The sequence below is a fragment of the Gardnerella sp. KA00243 genome (genome assembly GCF_049244105.1).
Taxonomy (GTDB): Bacteria; Actinomycetota; Actinomycetes; order Actinomycetales; family Bifidobacteriaceae; genus Bifidobacterium; species Bifidobacterium leopoldii.
In genome coordinates, this window is sequence record NZ_CP058375.1 from 323,428 (window position 1) to 340,060 (window position 16,633).

The 16,633-nt window shown below is 39.1% G+C and carries 11 protein-coding genes; 9 read left to right on the forward strand and 2 right to left on the reverse strand.

What is annotated here, in order from left to right:
- Window positions 1-89: 89 nt before the first annotated feature.
- The 3 genes from proC (at window position 90) to HXT50_RS01285 (ending at window position 2,957) form a co-directional block, all read left to right on the forward strand.
- On the forward strand, window positions 90-893 hold the full coding sequence (gene proC, locus HXT50_RS01275; protein WP_004106891.1) for a pyrroline-5-carboxylate reductase: 804 nt from the start codon (window positions 90-92) through the stop codon (window positions 891-893).
- Between the two features lie 54 nt (window positions 894-947).
- Window positions 948-2,036, forward strand: coding sequence for a redox-regulated ATPase YchF (gene ychF, locus HXT50_RS01280; protein ID WP_004106888.1), 1,089 nt, complete (start codon window positions 948-950; stop codon window positions 2,034-2,036).
- A 156-nt stretch (window positions 2,037-2,192) separates the two neighbouring features.
- Window positions 2,193-2,957 carry a L,D-transpeptidase gene (locus tag HXT50_RS01285; protein ID WP_004106885.1) on the forward strand — a complete coding sequence of 255 codons (765 nt, stop codon included), beginning with the start codon at window positions 2,193-2,195 and terminating at the stop codon, window positions 2,955-2,957.
- A 102-nt stretch (window positions 2,958-3,059) separates the two neighbouring features.
- On the opposite strand, the gene HXT50_RS01290 is transcribed toward HXT50_RS01285, so the two are convergent.
- On the reverse strand, window positions 3,060-4,121 hold the full coding sequence (locus tag HXT50_RS01290; RefSeq protein WP_032842515.1) for a YeiH family protein: 1,062 nt from the start codon (window positions 4,119-4,121) through the stop codon (window positions 3,060-3,062).
- Between the two features lie 220 nt (window positions 4,122-4,341).
- Between HXT50_RS01290 and HXT50_RS01295 the strand changes: the two genes are divergently transcribed.
- The 3 genes from HXT50_RS01295 to HXT50_RS01305 all read left to right on the forward strand — a co-directional run bounded on the left by HXT50_RS01295 (window position 4,342) and on the right by HXT50_RS01305 (window position 9,998).
- Window positions 4,342-4,707: a DUF488 domain-containing protein gene (locus HXT50_RS01295; protein WP_004106880.1), complete on the forward strand. Its 366-nt coding sequence runs from the start codon at window positions 4,342-4,344 to the stop codon at window positions 4,705-4,707.
- Window positions 4,708-5,044: 337 nt separating this feature from the next.
- The gene (locus tag HXT50_RS01300) at window positions 5,045-6,334 is read left to right on the forward strand and encodes a uracil-xanthine permease family protein (RefSeq protein WP_004119362.1); all 1,290 of its coding nucleotides are present in this window, start codon (window positions 5,045-5,047) and stop codon (window positions 6,332-6,334) included.
- Window positions 6,335-6,467: 133 nt separating this feature from the next.
- Window positions 6,468-9,998: a UPF0182 family protein gene (locus tag HXT50_RS01305; RefSeq protein ID WP_410297096.1), complete on the forward strand. Its 3,531-nt coding sequence runs from the start codon at window positions 6,468-6,470 to the stop codon at window positions 9,996-9,998.
- A gap of 99 nt (window positions 9,999-10,097) precedes the next feature.
- On the opposite strand, the gene HXT50_RS01310 is transcribed toward HXT50_RS01305, so the two are convergent.
- Window positions 10,098-10,889, reverse strand: a complete 792-nt coding sequence (locus HXT50_RS01310) for an ABC transporter permease (protein WP_410294528.1) — start codon at window positions 10,887-10,889, stop codon at window positions 10,098-10,100.
- Window positions 10,890-11,199: 310 nt separating this feature from the next.
- On the opposite strand from HXT50_RS01310, the gene HXT50_RS01315 reads away from it, so the two are divergent.
- The 3 genes from HXT50_RS01315 (at window position 11,200) to mfd (ending at window position 16,589) form a co-directional block, all read left to right on the forward strand.
- Window positions 11,200-12,252, forward strand: coding sequence for an ABC transporter substrate-binding protein (locus HXT50_RS01315; protein WP_004106862.1), 1,053 nt, complete (start codon window positions 11,200-11,202; stop codon window positions 12,250-12,252).
- Window positions 12,253-12,391: 139 nt separating this feature from the next.
- Window positions 12,392-12,991, forward strand: a complete 600-nt coding sequence (gene pth, locus HXT50_RS01320) for an aminoacyl-tRNA hydrolase (RefSeq protein WP_004111397.1) — start codon at window positions 12,392-12,394, stop codon at window positions 12,989-12,991.
- Window positions 12,981-16,589, forward strand: coding sequence for a transcription-repair coupling factor (mfd, locus tag HXT50_RS01325; protein ID WP_421776925.1), 3,609 nt, complete (start codon window positions 12,981-12,983; stop codon window positions 16,587-16,589). The genes pth and mfd overlap by 11 nt, the downstream gene beginning before the upstream one ends.
- Window positions 16,590-16,633 lie beyond the last annotated feature (44 nt).

The window sequence follows — 16,633 nt, forward strand, 5'->3', positions numbered from 1 at the left end:
ATTATAGTGCACTCTTTGCTATGCTATACATCTGTTTGCTTAGTAATGAGTGCGCTATTGTTTTATCAATGCGCTAAAGGGGGTCGTGTATGAGTACTTGTGTATCTGAAACTGTTGGTTTTATAGGTTATGGCAACATGGCACAAGCAATCGCTAAAGGTGCACTGAATGCTGGCGTATTACAAGGTGAAAATATTGTTGCTTGCGCGCATAATTTTGAAAAACTCGAGCGTAATACTTCGCTGATTGGCGCTCGCGCTATGCACACTGCTCAAGAAGTATGTGAAGCAAGTGATGCGATTATTATTGCTGTAAAGCCATATCAGGTTGCTGAAGTACTTAAGCCAATTTGTGAAATTATTAATGAACGAGGTATTGCTGTTATTTCCGTTGCAGCCGGTTGGACGCTTGAGCGTTACATGGAACTACTTGGCAAGGAAGCTCATGTTCAGTGCATTATTCCTAATACTCCTATTTCTGTAGGCCAAGGTGTGACTTTAGCTGAAACTACTCATACGCTTACTGATAGTCAACTTTCAATGTTTAATGCTTTATTTGAGCCAATTTCTTTGGTAGAGCGAGTGACTAGTGATCATATGAATATTGCAATGTGTATTTCTAGCTGCGCTCCAGCTTTTACAGCAATGTACATGGAAGCATTGAGTGATGCTGGTGTGAAGTATGGTTTGCAACGTGATTGTGCTTACCGTTTGGCTGCAAAAATGATTGAAGGAGTAGGTGCGTTATACATGGATTCGCGCACGCATCCTGGTGCTATGAAAGATGCAGTGTGCTCTCCTGGAGGAACCACTATTCGTGGCGTTGCTGAGCTAGAATCTCGCGGATTTAGGGGAGATGTGATTGCTGCAGTTGATGCTATTGAAAATAAATAGTAAATAAAATCAAGTTGTGTCGGCTTTCCCGGCGCTGGTCTAAACTAGGTAAATATGTCTTTAACTATTGGAATCGTTGGATTGCCAAACGTTGGTAAGTCCACTATGTTTAATGCTTTAACCCGCAACAACGTTTTGGCGGAGAATTATCCGTTTGCAACTATTGAGCCTAATACTGGTATTGTTCCGCTTCCGGATCATCGTCTTCCAGTTTTAGCTAAATTAGTTAATACTGAAAAGATTGTTCCAGCAACAGTTACTTTCGTTGATATTGCAGGCATTGTTAAGGGTGCTTCCGAGGGTGAAGGTTTGGGCAATAAGTTCCTTGCTAATATTCGCGAAGCAGACGCTATTTGCGAAGTTGTGCGCGCATTTAATGATGATGATATTGTGCATGTTAACGGCAGAGTAGATCCTGCTGACGATATTGACACGATTAATACTGAGCTAATTCTCGCCGATATGCAAACTATTGACAATGCTCTTCCAAAGTTGGAAAAGGATTTGCGCGGTAAGAAAGTTACGCAGGAATACGTAGACGCTGTAAATAAAGCTAAGGAAATTCTTGAATCTGGAAAGACTATTGACCAGGCTCATAACGAAAAGCTTATTGATAAAAACGATGTGTATGATTTACACTTGCTCACTGCTAAGCCATTTATTTACGTGTTTAACGTGGATGATTCGGAGTTGGCTGATGAAGATTTGAAGTCTAAACTTTCTGCATCTGTCGCTCCTGCAAAAGCAATATTCCTTAATGCTCAGTTTGAGTCCGAGCTTACTGAACTTGACGAAGCTGATGCTCGTGAAATGCTTGAAGATGCTGGTTTGAAGGAATCTGGTTTGGATCAACTTGCGCGTGTGGGATTCGATATTTTAGGTCTTCAAACCTATTTGACTGCTGGTGTTAAGGAAGTTCACGCTTGGCAGATTCATAAAGGTTGGACTGCTCCACAAGCTGCTGGTGTGATTCACACTGATTTTGAGCGTGGATTTATTAAGGCAGAAATCGTATCTTATGATGATTTCGTTGCTGCTGACGGTTCTATGGCAAAAATTAAGGAAGAAGGAAAGCTTCGTCTTGAAGGTCGCGACTATGTGATGCAAGACGGTGATATTGTCGAATTCAAATTTAATGTATGATTATTTTCATGTTCGTTCAAAAAATTTATGATTTTTATGTTACGAGTGATTTTAATATCATAATAAATAAAAGATTTATTTTTTTTAAGCGTTGCTCTCCTCGGTTTGCTGTTAAACTAGGGGGAGCGACGTTTTTGCTTTTACAATGGAGATGTTATGCAATTTATTCGTAACTTTGTGAGCGATATACGCAAGTGTGTTCGCATTGTTGCAAGATTTTGCAAATGGTGGAAGCGTAGTTCTAATTTTGCTCGTTGTGTTGCATCAGCTTTATTGGCTACATTATTGATTCCGTTCTTCTGCTTTGTTGGTTTTGAAACTTCTAATGTTGTTTCTGCTTCTTTAAGGCATAGTGCTCAGTTAAAAAAAATTAATTTGAGTGAGCGTGAAAAAATTGATTGCAAAATAAGCAAACTGAACGGTAATGATAAATCTTTTATTAAAAAATATTGCAAAAATTATCTAGAAAATAAGTCTTTACTTAAACCTAATTTTTGGAAATATCCTACTGGTGGAGCCTATCCTAATCTTACAGGAATAAAGGTTTCGGATTTGCATGTGAATGTAAATTTGAAAAAACAGCGTGTTTATATTATTGCTCATGGGAAAACTGTGTATTCAATGGTTATGAGTTCTGGAATAAAAGACTCGACTCCTCATGGTAATTATCAAATTAATGGTCGTGGTGATCATTTCTTTAATCAAGATGAAAAAGTTGGAGCGGATTACTGGGTTGCTTTTATTGGATCGCAATATTTATTCCATTCTGTGCCGACGAATTATAATTTTGGAGAATATATTCCGTCAGAAGGCATGAAGCTTGGAAAGCCTGCATCGCATGGTTGTGTGCGTTTAAGCGTTGCGGATGCCAAATGGTTTTATAAAAATATTCCTGATGGAACGGCTGTGCATATTGGATAGATTTTTCAAGAATACACGAAAATAAATTATCGAGAATATAAAATGAGGATCTTCAAACGAAGACCCTCATTTGTTAAGCAAAACTATTTTGTAATGTTTTATTTAGAAGAACAGTACTGCAGCTGCATAAGCCAAAGCAACTAAAACAATAGAAGCTAGGAAGCTTGCTGCAAATGCTGCGCGACCTTGCTTAAAAATAGCTCGGAAGTTTACGTTAATTCCAAGTGCAGCCATAGCCATGCCAAGGAAAACGTATCCTGCTTCTACAAGAGTTGATGCGTGAGCTGTTATGAAAGGAACATAAGTTCCAATAACGGATGCTGCAATAAAGCCAAGCATAAACCATGGGAAGCTAATCTTATGCTTCCCACCATTTTCAACTTTGCTGTGACGAGCATTCCACCAAATTGCAATAAAGATGGAGGCTGGAACGAGCATAAGAACTCGTGAAAGCTTCATGATTGTTGCAACATCGATACTATCGAATGCTCCGCCAGCTGCAACAGCATGTGCGATTTCGTGAAGTGATGCACCTGCTGTAATGCCAAGCTGCTGCTTAGTCATGCCAAAGTTAGGCAGGATGAAGATTTCAGCAAGAGCGTAAATAGTGCCCATAATTGCAACTGTTGCAACAGCCATAACTTCGTTCTGTTCTTTCTCATCTTCCTCTTCTGGAAGAACTGGCATTGAGCCAGAAAGACCCATAACTGCAGCAGCTCCACAAATACTTGTGCCTCCTGCTGTAAGCATTGCAAGCTGAGGATTTACTTTCAAGAGTTTAGCAATGTTATAAGTTACGCAAACCATTATTGCAACTAACACAGCTGCAATAGGCAAGCATTTAATGCCCTTGGTAAACAAATCATGCAAATTCAGCTTAAATCCGAGGAGAATAATACCTAGGCGAAGAAGTTTGTTTGCAATCAAACCAGCAGCGCTTTTAACGCCTGCTCGCCTTGAATCATTATTCATTTTGTACACGTGCAATGGCAGCTGCAGAGCCATGCCAACAAGCAACGCAATAATAAGAGCACCAAGTAATTGGAAACCTGGGTACTGCTTAAGCCAGCTACCAATGAAGGAAGCTAGAAGTGTCAATACAGCAATAAGAGCCATATCGATGGTGCAGATTTTCTTTTTCCATGTATCAAAGAAATTAACCATTTAGCCAAGTATTCTCCCATAATCGGACAAAAACGAACATAAATTAAAAAATTAAGCAAATTTTATATAATTTTGCTGCAAATAAACGCGACACGCCGACAGAAAATCACATAATCGAACATAATAACTCAATTTATATCGCATATATCTTTTGCTAGTAAATAATTCCTTGAAAAAATAAATAAAGCTGCGATTATAGTAAACGTATAAAGGAGATTTTATGAACAAGTGCACTGTGAAGATTAAGCGTGTGTATGAAACGGTTAGTGAAGATGATGGTGTGAGAGTCTTGGTTGATAGACTTTGGCCGCGTGGTATAAGCAAAGAATATGCTCATATTGATAAATGGCTTAAAGATATTGCTCCTACTTCGCAGTTACGCAAGTGGTTTAATCATGATCCGGAGCATTTTGAAGAATTTTCACATCGTTATGTTGAAGAACTTGATTCAAATCATGAAGCTGTTGGTGTGATTATGGATTTGTTTAGTAAGTATCAAACTATAACTTTGTTGTATGCTGCAAAAAATCCAAAAGTAAATCACGCATTAGTTTTGCAAGAATATTTACAAAAATTACTTGCTTGAATATGTGTTTACTAATTTTGCGATTGTTTAACTTTGCCTAACTTTAATTATTTTATAAACATAAGTTAGTAAGTACCAACTTTAGTTGGTGTTCATTGCATTCTTTTCAACACGCCGACTTTGCTTGATATTCCAACAAAAATAAAAAACAAAACTGTAATTTTTTTCTTATGCTCGACACTTTCGTTTTGCAACATTAGAATGTCCCTTTGGCATATGGGTCGGTGGTGCAATGGACCTCCCAGAAGCTGCCATCCCAGCGCTCAATGAGTGCTTGTTTTTTAGCGACACTTGTTTACACAACATTTTGCATAGCTTGTTTTTGCAAGGAGAAGAAATGAATTCATTATTCACGTGGCAGCTTCACGGTAATGGCAAAACGTTAAAGCCTGGTGAAGTTGTAGAGCCAGACGAGCGTTTGACTTGGACTCGTACTGCTGGAATTGGTGCTCAGCATGTTATTGCAATGTTTGGTGCTACGTTCTTGGTGCCTATTCTTACAGGCTTTGATCCATCAACAACATTGATGTTCACTGCTATTTCTACAGCACTGTTCTTACTTATTAACGCAAATAAGCTTCCTAGTTATCTGGGAAGCTCTTTTGGTCTTATAGCACCTGTTATGGCTGTAACAACAGCTCATAAAGGTATTGCAGTTGCAAGCTTTGGCATTATGTGCACAGGTTTGCTTCTTGCTCTTATAGGTGTGCTTGTACATTTTGCAGGAGCTAAGTGGATTGACATTATTATGCCGCCTGTTGTAAACGGTGCAATCGTTGCAATTATTGGTTTTAATTTAGGACCTGCAGTTTGGACTAATTTCCAGAAAGCTCCAGATACGGCTCTTGTGACATTAGTTGCTGTAATGCTTATTGCTGTAGTATTTCGCGGTCTTCTTGGTCGTTTAAATATTCTTTTAGGTGTTCTCGTTGGTTACGCTTATGCATGCTTCCAAGGTCAAGTCGATTTTAAAAAGATTGAAGAAGCTTCTTGGATTGGTTTTCCTAAATTCCACACTCCACAAGTTGATTTCTCTGTTCTACTTATGTTCTTGCCGGTAGTACTTGTTCTTATTGCAGAAAATGTTGGTCACGTAAAGTCTGTAGCTCAAATGACTGGTCGCGACTATGACTCTAAGATTGGAACTGCATTATTTGCAGATGGTTTTGGTACAGCTATTGCTGGTTTATTCGGTGGCTGTGGTACTACTACGTACGGCGAAAATATCGGTGTTATGGCCGCAACAAAGGTCTATTCTACTGCAGCTTATTGGTGTGCTGCAGCTTTTGCATTCATCCTGAGCCTTTGCCCAAAGTTTGGTGCTGTTGTAAACTCAATTCCAGCTGGTGTTCTCGGTGGCGTGACCACTTTGCTTTACGGCATGATTGGCATGATTGGCGTAAGAATCTGGGTAGAAAACAAAGTGAACTTCGATAAGCCAGTGAATATTATGATTGCTGCAATCGTTATGATTATTGGTATTGCTAACTTCCAGTTTGCTATTTCTGGCATTCAGTTCAACGGTATTGCAATCGGAACCGTTGTGGTGTTGGTTGTATATCACTTATTGAAGGCTATTGGAAAGCTTACTGGTACGATCGCTAAAGATGATCCTGATGTTGCCTAGCTTAAATGCTCCAATTTGATTTAATTTAATCGCTTTAAGCGCGCTTGCATTAATTTGCGGGCGCGCTTTTTGTAATTAGTTTTGATTACATAATATGTAGAGTGGGAATAATTAATATAGTACTATTAACTTTATGTTGAAACTCATCATAGAAATAATTATTGGCGTTGCATGGGCTGCTTTTGGCGTGTATATGGCTAAAAAACCTAAAAATACTAAGACGCATAAGCGTGCCGATTATACAAGCGACGGAAAGAAAAAGCGCCAACAAGATAACGATTCTACTGATTCTATTGAGCAAGATGTAATTGTAGAAAGCATTGATGAAGATAATAAAAGTGATGATGTTGTTGCTAAAGACGATTCTAAAGAGGATGCTAAAGACGATTCTAATAGTGAAAACAAAGGTAAGACTTTTTCAAAGTTTACAAAAAAAATAGAAGATTGGGCAGACTATTATAGTGATGATGGTGACCTTGGTGACCTCTTTAGTGATTTATTAGAAGCTAAGAAAAAACTAGAGAACAAAGGCGATTTTCCAAAAAATAGCGAAAGTAATAATATCAATAAAAGCGATTATAAGAGCACTGAAAATAAGGAGCATAAGCGTTCTATGAGATTAGAGTTTAATGTAGGTAAATTTATTGGCGGCTCAAGAAGATGGCGGTGGATTCTTGCGATAGTATTGTTAATCGTTGTGCTTGCTATAGCTGCAATATTTGCTCTCGCAAGGTTCATAACTGATTGCATGTGGTATTCACAGCTAGGCTTTGAAAGCGTTATTTGGATTCAACTTGCAGCAAAAGTAGGCGTTTGGGTGCTTTATGCAATATTAATGTCTGCTTTTGGCTACTTGTCTGCAGCTTTGGCAATAAAAGCGCGTCCAAGCAATGCAGATGGAACTTATATTCGAATTAAAGGCAATGTTATTGATTTAAAGCAGGGAATTAGTTCAAAGCTTGCTTTGCATGTTGCAGGAATTTTTTCATTGATTGTAGGCGCGGTATTTGGATTTAAATTCTACAATCATTGGGCGCAAATTTTGTTAATGTTTAACGCCCAACCTTTTGGCATTAAGGATCCGCAATTTGGAATTGACAATGGGTTTTATGTATTCGTACTACCAGGATTAAGGTTATTTATAAGCGCATTTGTGCTCTTATTGGTAATATCCCTTGTTTTCTCTATTATTACGCATGTTCTTATGGGAGCAATTCGTTTTAGTATGCCTATCGACGGTAAAGGCATATTAAGTATTACAAAACGAGCACGTAGACAAATTTCTGTATGGTTTATGCTTGTGATTTTGACGTGGGCAGCTCAGCAAATTTTAGACATGTTTGCTGTTGTAACTCTTGACGGTCCTCGTATTACTGGCGGTTCATACACGGATATGAATGCTGGAGTTCCTGGAAGCATAGTTATGGCAGTAATTACAGTGTTAGTTGGTTCTGTTATTGCATTTTGGTTTATGAAATCTCACGCTTTATCTGTAGAAGCACCAATTTCAGTGCGTTTTAAAACTGCTGTAAAAGCTTGGAAAACTCCGACTATTGCTTTAGCTTTTATGATTGTTTGCTCAATTGTTATATCTTTTGCCTGGCCGGCACTTGTGCAGCGATTTAAAGTTGCTCCTAATGCTCAGGAATTGGAAGCTACTTATATTCAGCGTAATATCGATGCTACAAAGTTTGCTTACGGTCTAAATAATGTAAAGAAAGAATCGTATAACGCTACTTCTAAAGGTAAATCAGGTGCATTATCAAAAGAAGCAGAGTCAACTGCGCAAATTCGTTTGTTAGATCCACAAGTTACGTCTCCAACTTTCCGCCAATTGCAGCAATCGAAGCAATACTACACTTTCGCAGATACGCTTTCAGTTGATAAATACGATATTGACGGTGTAAGTCAAGATACAGTTATCGCTGCACGTGAACTCGATTTAGCTGGAAACGATAATCGAAACTGGGTTAATGATCATACAGTTTATACGCATGGCTACGGAATTGTTGCAGCCTACGGAAATAAAGTAACTACAGATGGTCAGCCGCAATTCATGGAGTACGGTATTCCTGCTCAAGGCAAACTTACTAAGTCACAAAAGTATGAACCACGTATTTATTTCTCTCCGAATGCTCCTGAGTATTCTATCGTTGGATCTCCAAAGGGGACAGCTCCATGGGAGTTTGATTATCCGACTGGTTCTCAAGGTGCATTAACTACTTTTAATGGCAATGGTGGTCCAAGTTTAGGCAATTTCTTCTCTAAACTTTTGCATGCAATTAGGTTTGGGTCTGATCAGATTCTTTTCTCTGATCGTGTGACTTCTGAATCTCAAATTTTGTATGATCGTGATCCTAAGACACGCGTGTCTAAGGTTGCTCCTTACTTAACTTTGGATGGTCGAGTTTATCCTGCAGTAGTAGATGGTCGCGTTAAGTGGATTGTTGATGGCTATACTACTTCTGATTCTTACCCTTATTCTCAGATGACTGATTTTGGTAAGGTAACTCAAGATTCCACAACAACAACTTCTCATTCTATTAAAGGATTGACTAATCAGCGAGCAAACTACATCCGTAATTCTGTGAAAGCTACAGTTGACGCTTATGATGGTTCTGTTGATTTGTATGTGTGGGATACGAAAGACCCTGTAATCAAAGCTTGGAGATCAATTTTCCCAGGTCACTATCACGATATTTCTAAGATTTCTGGTGATTTGATGAAGCATTTGCGTTACCCAGAAAGCTTGTTTAAAGTTCAACGTCACTTATTAGCAAAGTACCATGTGGATACAGCAAGTCAATTCTTCTCTGGAGAAGACTTCTGGCAGATTCCTGTTGATCCAACTGAATCTCAAAAAGCACAAAAAGAAGATATTTTGCAACCTCCATACTATTTGACTTTGCAAACTGGAGACGCAAAGAAACCAGTATTTTCGCTTGTTTCTACTTATATTCCAGCAGGTAAAAGTACTCGTGAAATATTAACTGGTTTCTTGTCTGTTGATTCAGATGCGGGGGATACTCCTGGAAAGATCGGTTCAAATTATGGTAAGATTCGTTTGCAAGAATTACCTAAGATATCTAATGTTCCAGGACCTGGCCAAGCTCAGAATAATTTCAACGCTAATGCAAATGTTTCTAAAGAATTGAATTTGCTTGAATCCGGTTCAACGAAAGTTAAGCGTGGCAATTTGATTACATTACCTCTTGGTGGAGGACTGGTTTATGTAGAGCCTGTTTATGTGCAATCTAGCGGTTCTACTAGCTATCCTTTGCTTAAGAAGGTGTTAGTTGCGTTTGGAGATCAAGTTGGATTTGCAGATACGTTAGATGAAGCACTTAATCAAGTATTTGGCGGAAACTCGGGTGCTTTGGCTGGAGATGCTTCTAATAATTCTTCTTCAAACAATGCTGCTGAAAGTAATGAATCTAAGGATGCTGATTCTAAAGAAGGTAGCTCTAAGGAAAGTGAGTCTAAGAATTCAGAAAAATCTCATTCTATGAGCCAAAAAGCTAAAGAAGCACTTAAACGTGCAGCTCAAGCGTTAAAAGATTCTGATTCTGCTATGCGATCCGGAAACTGGGAAGCTTACGGAAAGGCGCAAAAAGAGCTGAGCGATGCTATTAATGAAGCAATGAAAGAAGAATCAGGTAAGTAGTAAGTTTTCATTAATATCTCAGTTTGTGAGTTACAAAAGTAGCGAATGTTGCGTTATTTTCGTCACTTTTGTAACTCACATGCGCTGTTTTAATGCAATTCACAATTGGTTATCTGGATCATCATCTTCGTCTGCTGAACCAATCATAATTCTTTCACAAACGTTAACAATGCACATAAGAAGCGCAGTAAGAATTATTATTACTATTGTTGCAGAAAAAATAAGTGGTGTTCTAAATGAGTTATAAGCGAATTGAAGCCAAATTCCTAGCCCATCTTTGGCTCCCAAATATTCTGCAGTTGAAGCAGTTCCAAAAACATAAGCTGCACTAATGCGTATGCCACCAAAAATTTGGCGAGCTGCAACCCTTAATTTAACATGCCACAAAGTCCAAGTTCTACTTGCTCCACAAGTTAAAGCAACATCTGTATAAAAACTTGGAACGGCGTCAAGACCTCGTATAGTTTGCACAGCAATAGGGAACATGCTGAAAACCATTACTATTACAATTTTCCCCGATATTTCAAAACCAAACCAAATCAAAAAAATTGGCGCAATAGAAATTAATGGCATAGTTTGCGCTGCGCATAAAAGAGGGAATAAAGCAGATTTAACAAGCTTACAAACATGGAAAATAACACCTAAAAGAATTCCAACTACTATTGCAATAGAAAAACCGATAACTGTTTCTTGTGTTGTAATTAATGCTGCAGGTAATAGAGTTGGCAAAGCGTCAGCTGTTGATTGAACAATTGAAGATGGTGTTGGAATCAAATTTTCCGAAATTTTATAATATTCGCATGCATACTGCCAAAAAACAAGTAAAACTATTACAGAAAATACAGTTGGCAGATATTTAATTAGCATACGTTTAAAACGCGATTGCGTCATGAAAACTCGATTCCTTTCTTTAAAGGACTTCGATTGCTGCCCCAATCGAATTATTTAAAACTACAAATAGCATGTACATTCTATTAGAAGCGCACAACTTCTGTGAATTTAATAGTGTACATTATTTTTTTATTTGTCTATTTAATCGTGCATAATCTAAATGTTTCGTGAGTCAATGTGTGGCAAACTGTAGCAGATTGAATCTGCTCAGGGGCATTGAACGGCGCGGGCTAGGCCCTTTGTTACCGTTTTCTGCCGAGTTCGTGTCACTTTCCCAGAAGAACGGTACAAGAAACAAAGTAGGGAACTCATGAATATGCGTATTGTAAAGCGTACTCTTGCGTTTATTCTTTCTGCGTGCTGCGTATTTTCTTTCTCGGCATGTGGATCTGCAAGTAGTAGTAAGAATGCAAATCTTCGTAAAGTGTCGTTTATGCTATTTTGGGCACCGGATACTAATCATATTGGTATTTATGTTGCTAAGCATAAAGGATGGTTTAAAGATGCCGGATTAGATGTCAATATACTTGCTGTTGCTCAGACTGGTTCGGAACACGCAGTTGATAGTGGTGTTGCTGATTTTGCTCTTAGTACTTTGACAAATGCTGCTGATTTTTCAACAAAGGGAGCAAATCTTGAGCAAGTTATGCAAGTTCAGCAAAAGCCAAGTGCTATTTGGTGTTCACTTGCTTCGAACAATAAGATTCATTCTCCAAAAGATTTTGATGGTCGTACTTTTGCAACTTTTGGTTCAGCTGAAGGTGATGCTGTAATTCGTAGGATGATTCAACACGATGGCGGTCAGGGTAAGTTCGACAAAGTTACTGTTGGAACTTCAACTTTTAGAACTCTTGAATCTGGCAAAGCTGATTTTGGTGGCTTCTACGGCACTTGGGAAGGTGTACAATCTGAAATGTTTGGACCAAAGCTTCGCTGCTTCATGGAGGGCGACTACGGTGTGCCAGGTCAGCCAGATACTATTGGAATAATTGCAAATAAGCGTACTGTAGCTAAAGACCCTAAGCTTGTTCGAGCATTTGTTAAAGCTGCAAAGCGTGGATATGAATATGCTTATGAACATCCTGATGAGGCTTCTGAAATTCTTGTGAAAGAAGCAAAAGATGCTAATCTTGACATAAAGTTTGTTAAGCGTAGCATGAAGATGATTGTTGACGGTCAATATTGGGGCAATCGCGCGGATATTAAGAGCGGAAAATTTGTGTTCGGAACCACTGATGTTAAAGGCGCTCAAGCTTACTTTAACTTCTTAAGTAAGGAAGGTGCTTACACTGATTCTAAAGGCAAAGTAACTCATAAAACTCCGCAAGCAAAAGAATTGTCTACTGACGAATTTTTGAAATAAATAACATAATGACTTGAGTCTTGATAGAATAGGCTGAAGTATATAAGGGCGTATCGAATAGTTGTAATTTTACGTTCAGCTATAATCGATGCGCCCGTTTTGTTGTTTTGCTAAATATTTGAATGGGGAGTGGTCTGCCATGGCATCGGATTTTTGGCTTATTGCTGGCTTAGGAAATCCTGGTACAAAATATGAGGGTACTCGACACAACATGGGTTTTATGGTTGCAGACGTTTTGGCACAACGTTGGTCAGTATCTCTTTCGGATCACAAAGGTTTAGCTAAACTTGGCAAAGGTGTTATGAATCTTGATGGTCGCGTAGCAAAGTTTTTCCTTGCTAAACCGTTGACTTTTATGAACGATTCTGGTGCTGCAGTATCTTCTATAAGCTCCTATTATCAAATAGAACCGGATCATATTGTGATAATTCACGATGATATGGATTTAGATTTTGGGCGCATTAAAGTAAAAGCAGGAGGTTCTGCTGGAGGACATAACGGTATTCGTTCTATAGACCGCTCTCTTGGTACTCCTCAATATTCTCGAGTGAGAATGGGTGTTGGTCATGCACAGCGTGGTGCTCACGCGCACGATAATACTGTCAATTGGGTTCTTGGAGGTTTTGCTGCAGCTCAAAAATCTGATCTTCCAAACTTTTTAGCAGATGGTGCTGATGCTGCAGAGAGTATTATTTTCCATGGATTAGCAGCAACGCAGGAGAAGTTTAATGGCCGCTGATAGCAGGTCTAATATCAAAAACAACAAGAATGATAAGACTGATGATATTTCAGTAATAAGCTTGAGAGATATTCTTAATGATTTATCAACTAAGGATTCACTTTTTAAAGCTTTATCTGAATATAATCTTGATGCGATATCTGATTATTGTTGCGAAAGTGCAAATAAAAATCGTAAAGATTTAGATTCAATAAGTGGAGATTTAACAATTTCTTCTCCTATTGGCATTCGTTCTGCTATTGTTGCTGCATTAGCTAAGAAAAAGCCGGTTGTTGTTATTGTTCCATCGAGTAGAGATGCTGAAGATTTTATTGCATCTGTACGTGATTGGTACGATGGTGATGCTCAAGACGTTGCTAAATTAGAAGCGTGGGAAACGTTACCTCATGAAAGGCTTTCGCCTAGAGCAGATACTGTTGCTAGCAGGATTGCAGTGTTTCGTAGGCTTTGCCATCCTGAAAATAACACATCACTTTTTGGTCCGATTCGCGTGTTGGTTATGCCTGTGCGATCGCTTATTCAGCCTGTAGTTGAAGGCATTGGTGATATAGATCCTCTGTTATTTGAGTGCGGAAAAGAATTAACTCTTGAATATGCTGTGAAACGTTTGGTAGAAAACGCATATACTCGTGTTGATTTGGTGATGGAACGCGGAGAGTTTGCTGTTCGCGGTGGAATTATTGACGTTTTTGCGCCAACGATGACACATCCTGTGAGAATTGAATTTTTTGGTGATGAAATTGATACTATAAAGCAATTTCATGCTTCTGATCAGCGCACTTATGGCAATAATATTGCAAGTATTTGGGCTACGCCTTGTCGTGAGCTTCAGATTACGGAAAAAATTTGCAAGCGTGCGCGTTCTCTTATTGGCGCAATTCCAAATGCTGACGATATGCTTGAATCAATCGCAAATTCTATACCTGTAGAAGGTATGGAGTCTTTGTTGCCTGCACTAGTGGATCGCATGGAATCAGTGCAAAATATGCTTCCGAAGGAATCTGTTATTATTCTATCTGATCCCGAAAAATGCCGTAGAGCTGCAGATGACGTAACTGCTACAGCTAACGAATTCTTAGCGGCTAGTTGGCATGTTGCTGCTTCTGGACACGGTTCTGGAGCTCCAATAACATTCGATCAAGCTAATTTCTTGGATTTTGATGAAACGATTTCATCGTTAGAATTGTCTAATCATGATGTATGGAAATTAACATCTTTTGGTGTTGACAATCAAATTTATGGAAATATTGCTTTGCCAGCATCGGCGCCACAAGAGTTTCGAGGAGATGAATCGAAAGTTTCTGGTGGTATCACTTCTCTTGTTGACAATGGTTTTGCTGTAACTATTACAGCTGCGGCTTCTGGTACTCTTGCACGCTTGAGACGCGCTATATATGTGACTGGTGTACATGAATTTACTACAGTGCGCTCAAGTATTTCGGATGGCTTCATTGATAATGTTGCGCGTATCGCGATTCTTACAGAGCGTGATCTGACAGGTAAATCTTCTGCATCAGCTCAACTAAAAACTCCAAAACGCAGGCGCAAAGCAATCGACCTAATGGAACTAAAGCCTGGTGATTTCGTTGTGCACGAACAGCATGGTATTGGACGTTTTGTTGGTATGAAACAACGTAATATTGCTGTTTCGGGTGGTAGTGCAACTCGCGAATATTTAGTAATTGAATATGCTCCTAGCAAACGTAATGCTCCTAACGATAAGCTGTTTATTCCAACAGATCAGCTTGATTTAGTGAGTAAATATATTGGTGCCGAAATACCAAAGCTTAACAAACTTGGAGGTTCCGACTGGGCTCAAACTAAAGCAAAAGCTAAAAAGCATGTTCATGAAATTGCTGAAAATCTTATTAAGCTTTATTCGGCAAGGCAGCAATCTCGCGGATTTGCATTTAGTAAAGATACACCTTGGCAAAAAGAGTTGGAAGACGCATTTCCTTATCAAGAAACTGCTGATCAGCTTACAACTATTGACGAAGTAAAAGCAGATATGGAAAAGCCAATCCCAATGGATCGCTTAATTTGTGGAGATGTTGGTTTTGGTAAAACTGAAATTGCGTTACGTGCAGCTTTCAAAGCAGTGCAAGATTCTAAGCAAGTTGTTGTTTTAGTTCCAACAACCTTGCTTGTTCAACAGCATTACGAGACTTTTACAAATCGATTTGAAGGATTCCCAGTAAAAGTTGCTGCAATGAGTAGATTCCAAACTTCTAAAGAGATTGAAGAAACTTTAGCTGGATTGCAAGATGGAAGCATTGACGTTGTTATTGGAACGCATAAGCTTTTGAATCCTAGTATAAAGTTCAAAGATTTAGGTTTGGTTATTATTGACGAAGAGCAGCGTTTTGGTGTGGAACATAAGGAAACGCTCAAAGCTTTGCGCACAAACGTTGACGTATTAAGTCTTTCGGCAACGCCAATTCCTAGAACTCTTGAAATGGCTGTAACTGGTATTCGTGAAATGTCTACTCTCGCAACTCCTCCAGAAGATAGGCTTCCAGTGCTTACATACGTTGGTGCGTATGATAATTCTCAAGTTGCTGCGTGCATTAAGCGTGAATTGTTACGTGGCGGTCAAGTTTTTTACGTCCATAATCGTGTTGAAGATATTAGTTCTGTTGCAAGTAAGATTCAGGAGCTTGTGCCAGATGTCCGTGTTGCTATTGCTCATGGAAAAATGGGCGAGAAGCAGCTCGATGCTGTTATTCGTGATTTTTGGCATAGAGATATTGATGTGCTTGTTTGTACAACGATTATTGAAACAGGTCTTGATATTTCTAATGCGAATACACTTATTGTCGACCACGCAGATAGATTCGGTTTAAGCCAGTTGCATCAGTTGCGTGGTCGAGTAGGTAGAGGTCATGAGCGTGCTTACGCTTACTTCTTGTATGATCCTTCAAAGCCTATGACGCAACAATCTCACGATAGACTCTCAACAATTGCTCAGCATACTGCACTTGGTTCTGGTTTTGATGTTGCGATGAAAGATTTGGAATTGCGCGGAACTGGAAATTTGCTTGGAGATGAGCAAAGTGGCCACATTGAGGGTGTTGGATTTGATTTGTATGTTCGTATGGTTTCTGAAGCTGTTGAAAAATATAAGGAACCTGAAAGAGTTGAGCCTGTTTGTGTAACTATTGATCTTCCTGTTGAAGCTTCTCTTCCAGTTGATTATATTGCTTCTGACAAGCTTCGTTTGGAAGCGTACCGGAAGCTTGCTGCTGCTAAGGATAATAGTGATTTGCAAGAACTTCACGATGAGCTTCTTGATCGCTTTGGTAATCCGCCTGAAGAATTTGAGTCTTTGTGTGATGTTGCTCGTTTGCGTTTTAAAGCACGCGAGATTGGTATTACGCAAATCAGCTCTCAAGGAAAATCAGTGCGAGTTGTTGGCGTCGATCCAAAAGAGTCTGTGATGATGCGTTTGAAGCGTATTTATAGAGGATTGCAGTATCGTCCTCTTACTCATATGCTTATTGTTCCAGCTCCTTTTGAATCTTCACTCGGGTCTGGTTCAATGCATGAGCATGAAATACTCTCCTGGGTGCGTCAGCTTCTTGATGACGTTGCTTGGTAAATTTTCTTGTGTTTATTTTATAAATAAAGGCGGCCGCTATTTTG

Bases quoted from the DNA above. Each gene is read 5' to 3' on its own strand.
- HXT50_RS01310 (WP_410294528.1), bottom strand. From the start codon at position 10,889: ATGACGCAATCGCGTTTTAAACGTATGCTAATTAAATATCTGCCAACT.
- proC (WP_004106891.1), top strand. From the start codon at position 90: ATGAGTACTTGTGTATCTGAAACTGTTGGTTTTATAGGTTATGGCAAC.
- HXT50_RS01300 (WP_004119362.1), top strand. From the start codon at position 5,045: ATGAATTCATTATTCACGTGGCAGCTTCACGGTAATGGCAAAACGTTA.
- mfd (WP_421776925.1), top strand. From the start codon at position 12,981: ATGGCCGCTGATAGCAGGTCTAATATCAAAAACAACAAGAATGATAAG.
- HXT50_RS01285 (WP_004106885.1), top strand. From the start codon at position 2,193: ATGCAATTTATTCGTAACTTTGTGAGCGATATACGCAAGTGTGTTCGC.
- HXT50_RS01290 (WP_032842515.1), bottom strand. From the start codon at position 4,121: ATGGTTAATTTCTTTGATACATGGAAAAAGAAAATCTGCACCATCGAT.
- HXT50_RS01315 (WP_004106862.1), top strand. From the start codon at position 11,200: ATGAATATGCGTATTGTAAAGCGTACTCTTGCGTTTATTCTTTCTGCG.
- ychF (WP_004106888.1), top strand. From the start codon at position 948: ATGTCTTTAACTATTGGAATCGTTGGATTGCCAAACGTTGGTAAGTCC.
- HXT50_RS01295 (WP_004106880.1), top strand. From the start codon at position 4,342: ATGAACAAGTGCACTGTGAAGATTAAGCGTGTGTATGAAACGGTTAGT.
- pth (WP_004111397.1), top strand. From the start codon at position 12,392: ATGGCATCGGATTTTTGGCTTATTGCTGGCTTAGGAAATCCTGGTACA.
- HXT50_RS01305 (WP_410297096.1), top strand. From the start codon at position 6,468: ATGTTGAAACTCATCATAGAAATAATTATTGGCGTTGCATGGGCTGCT.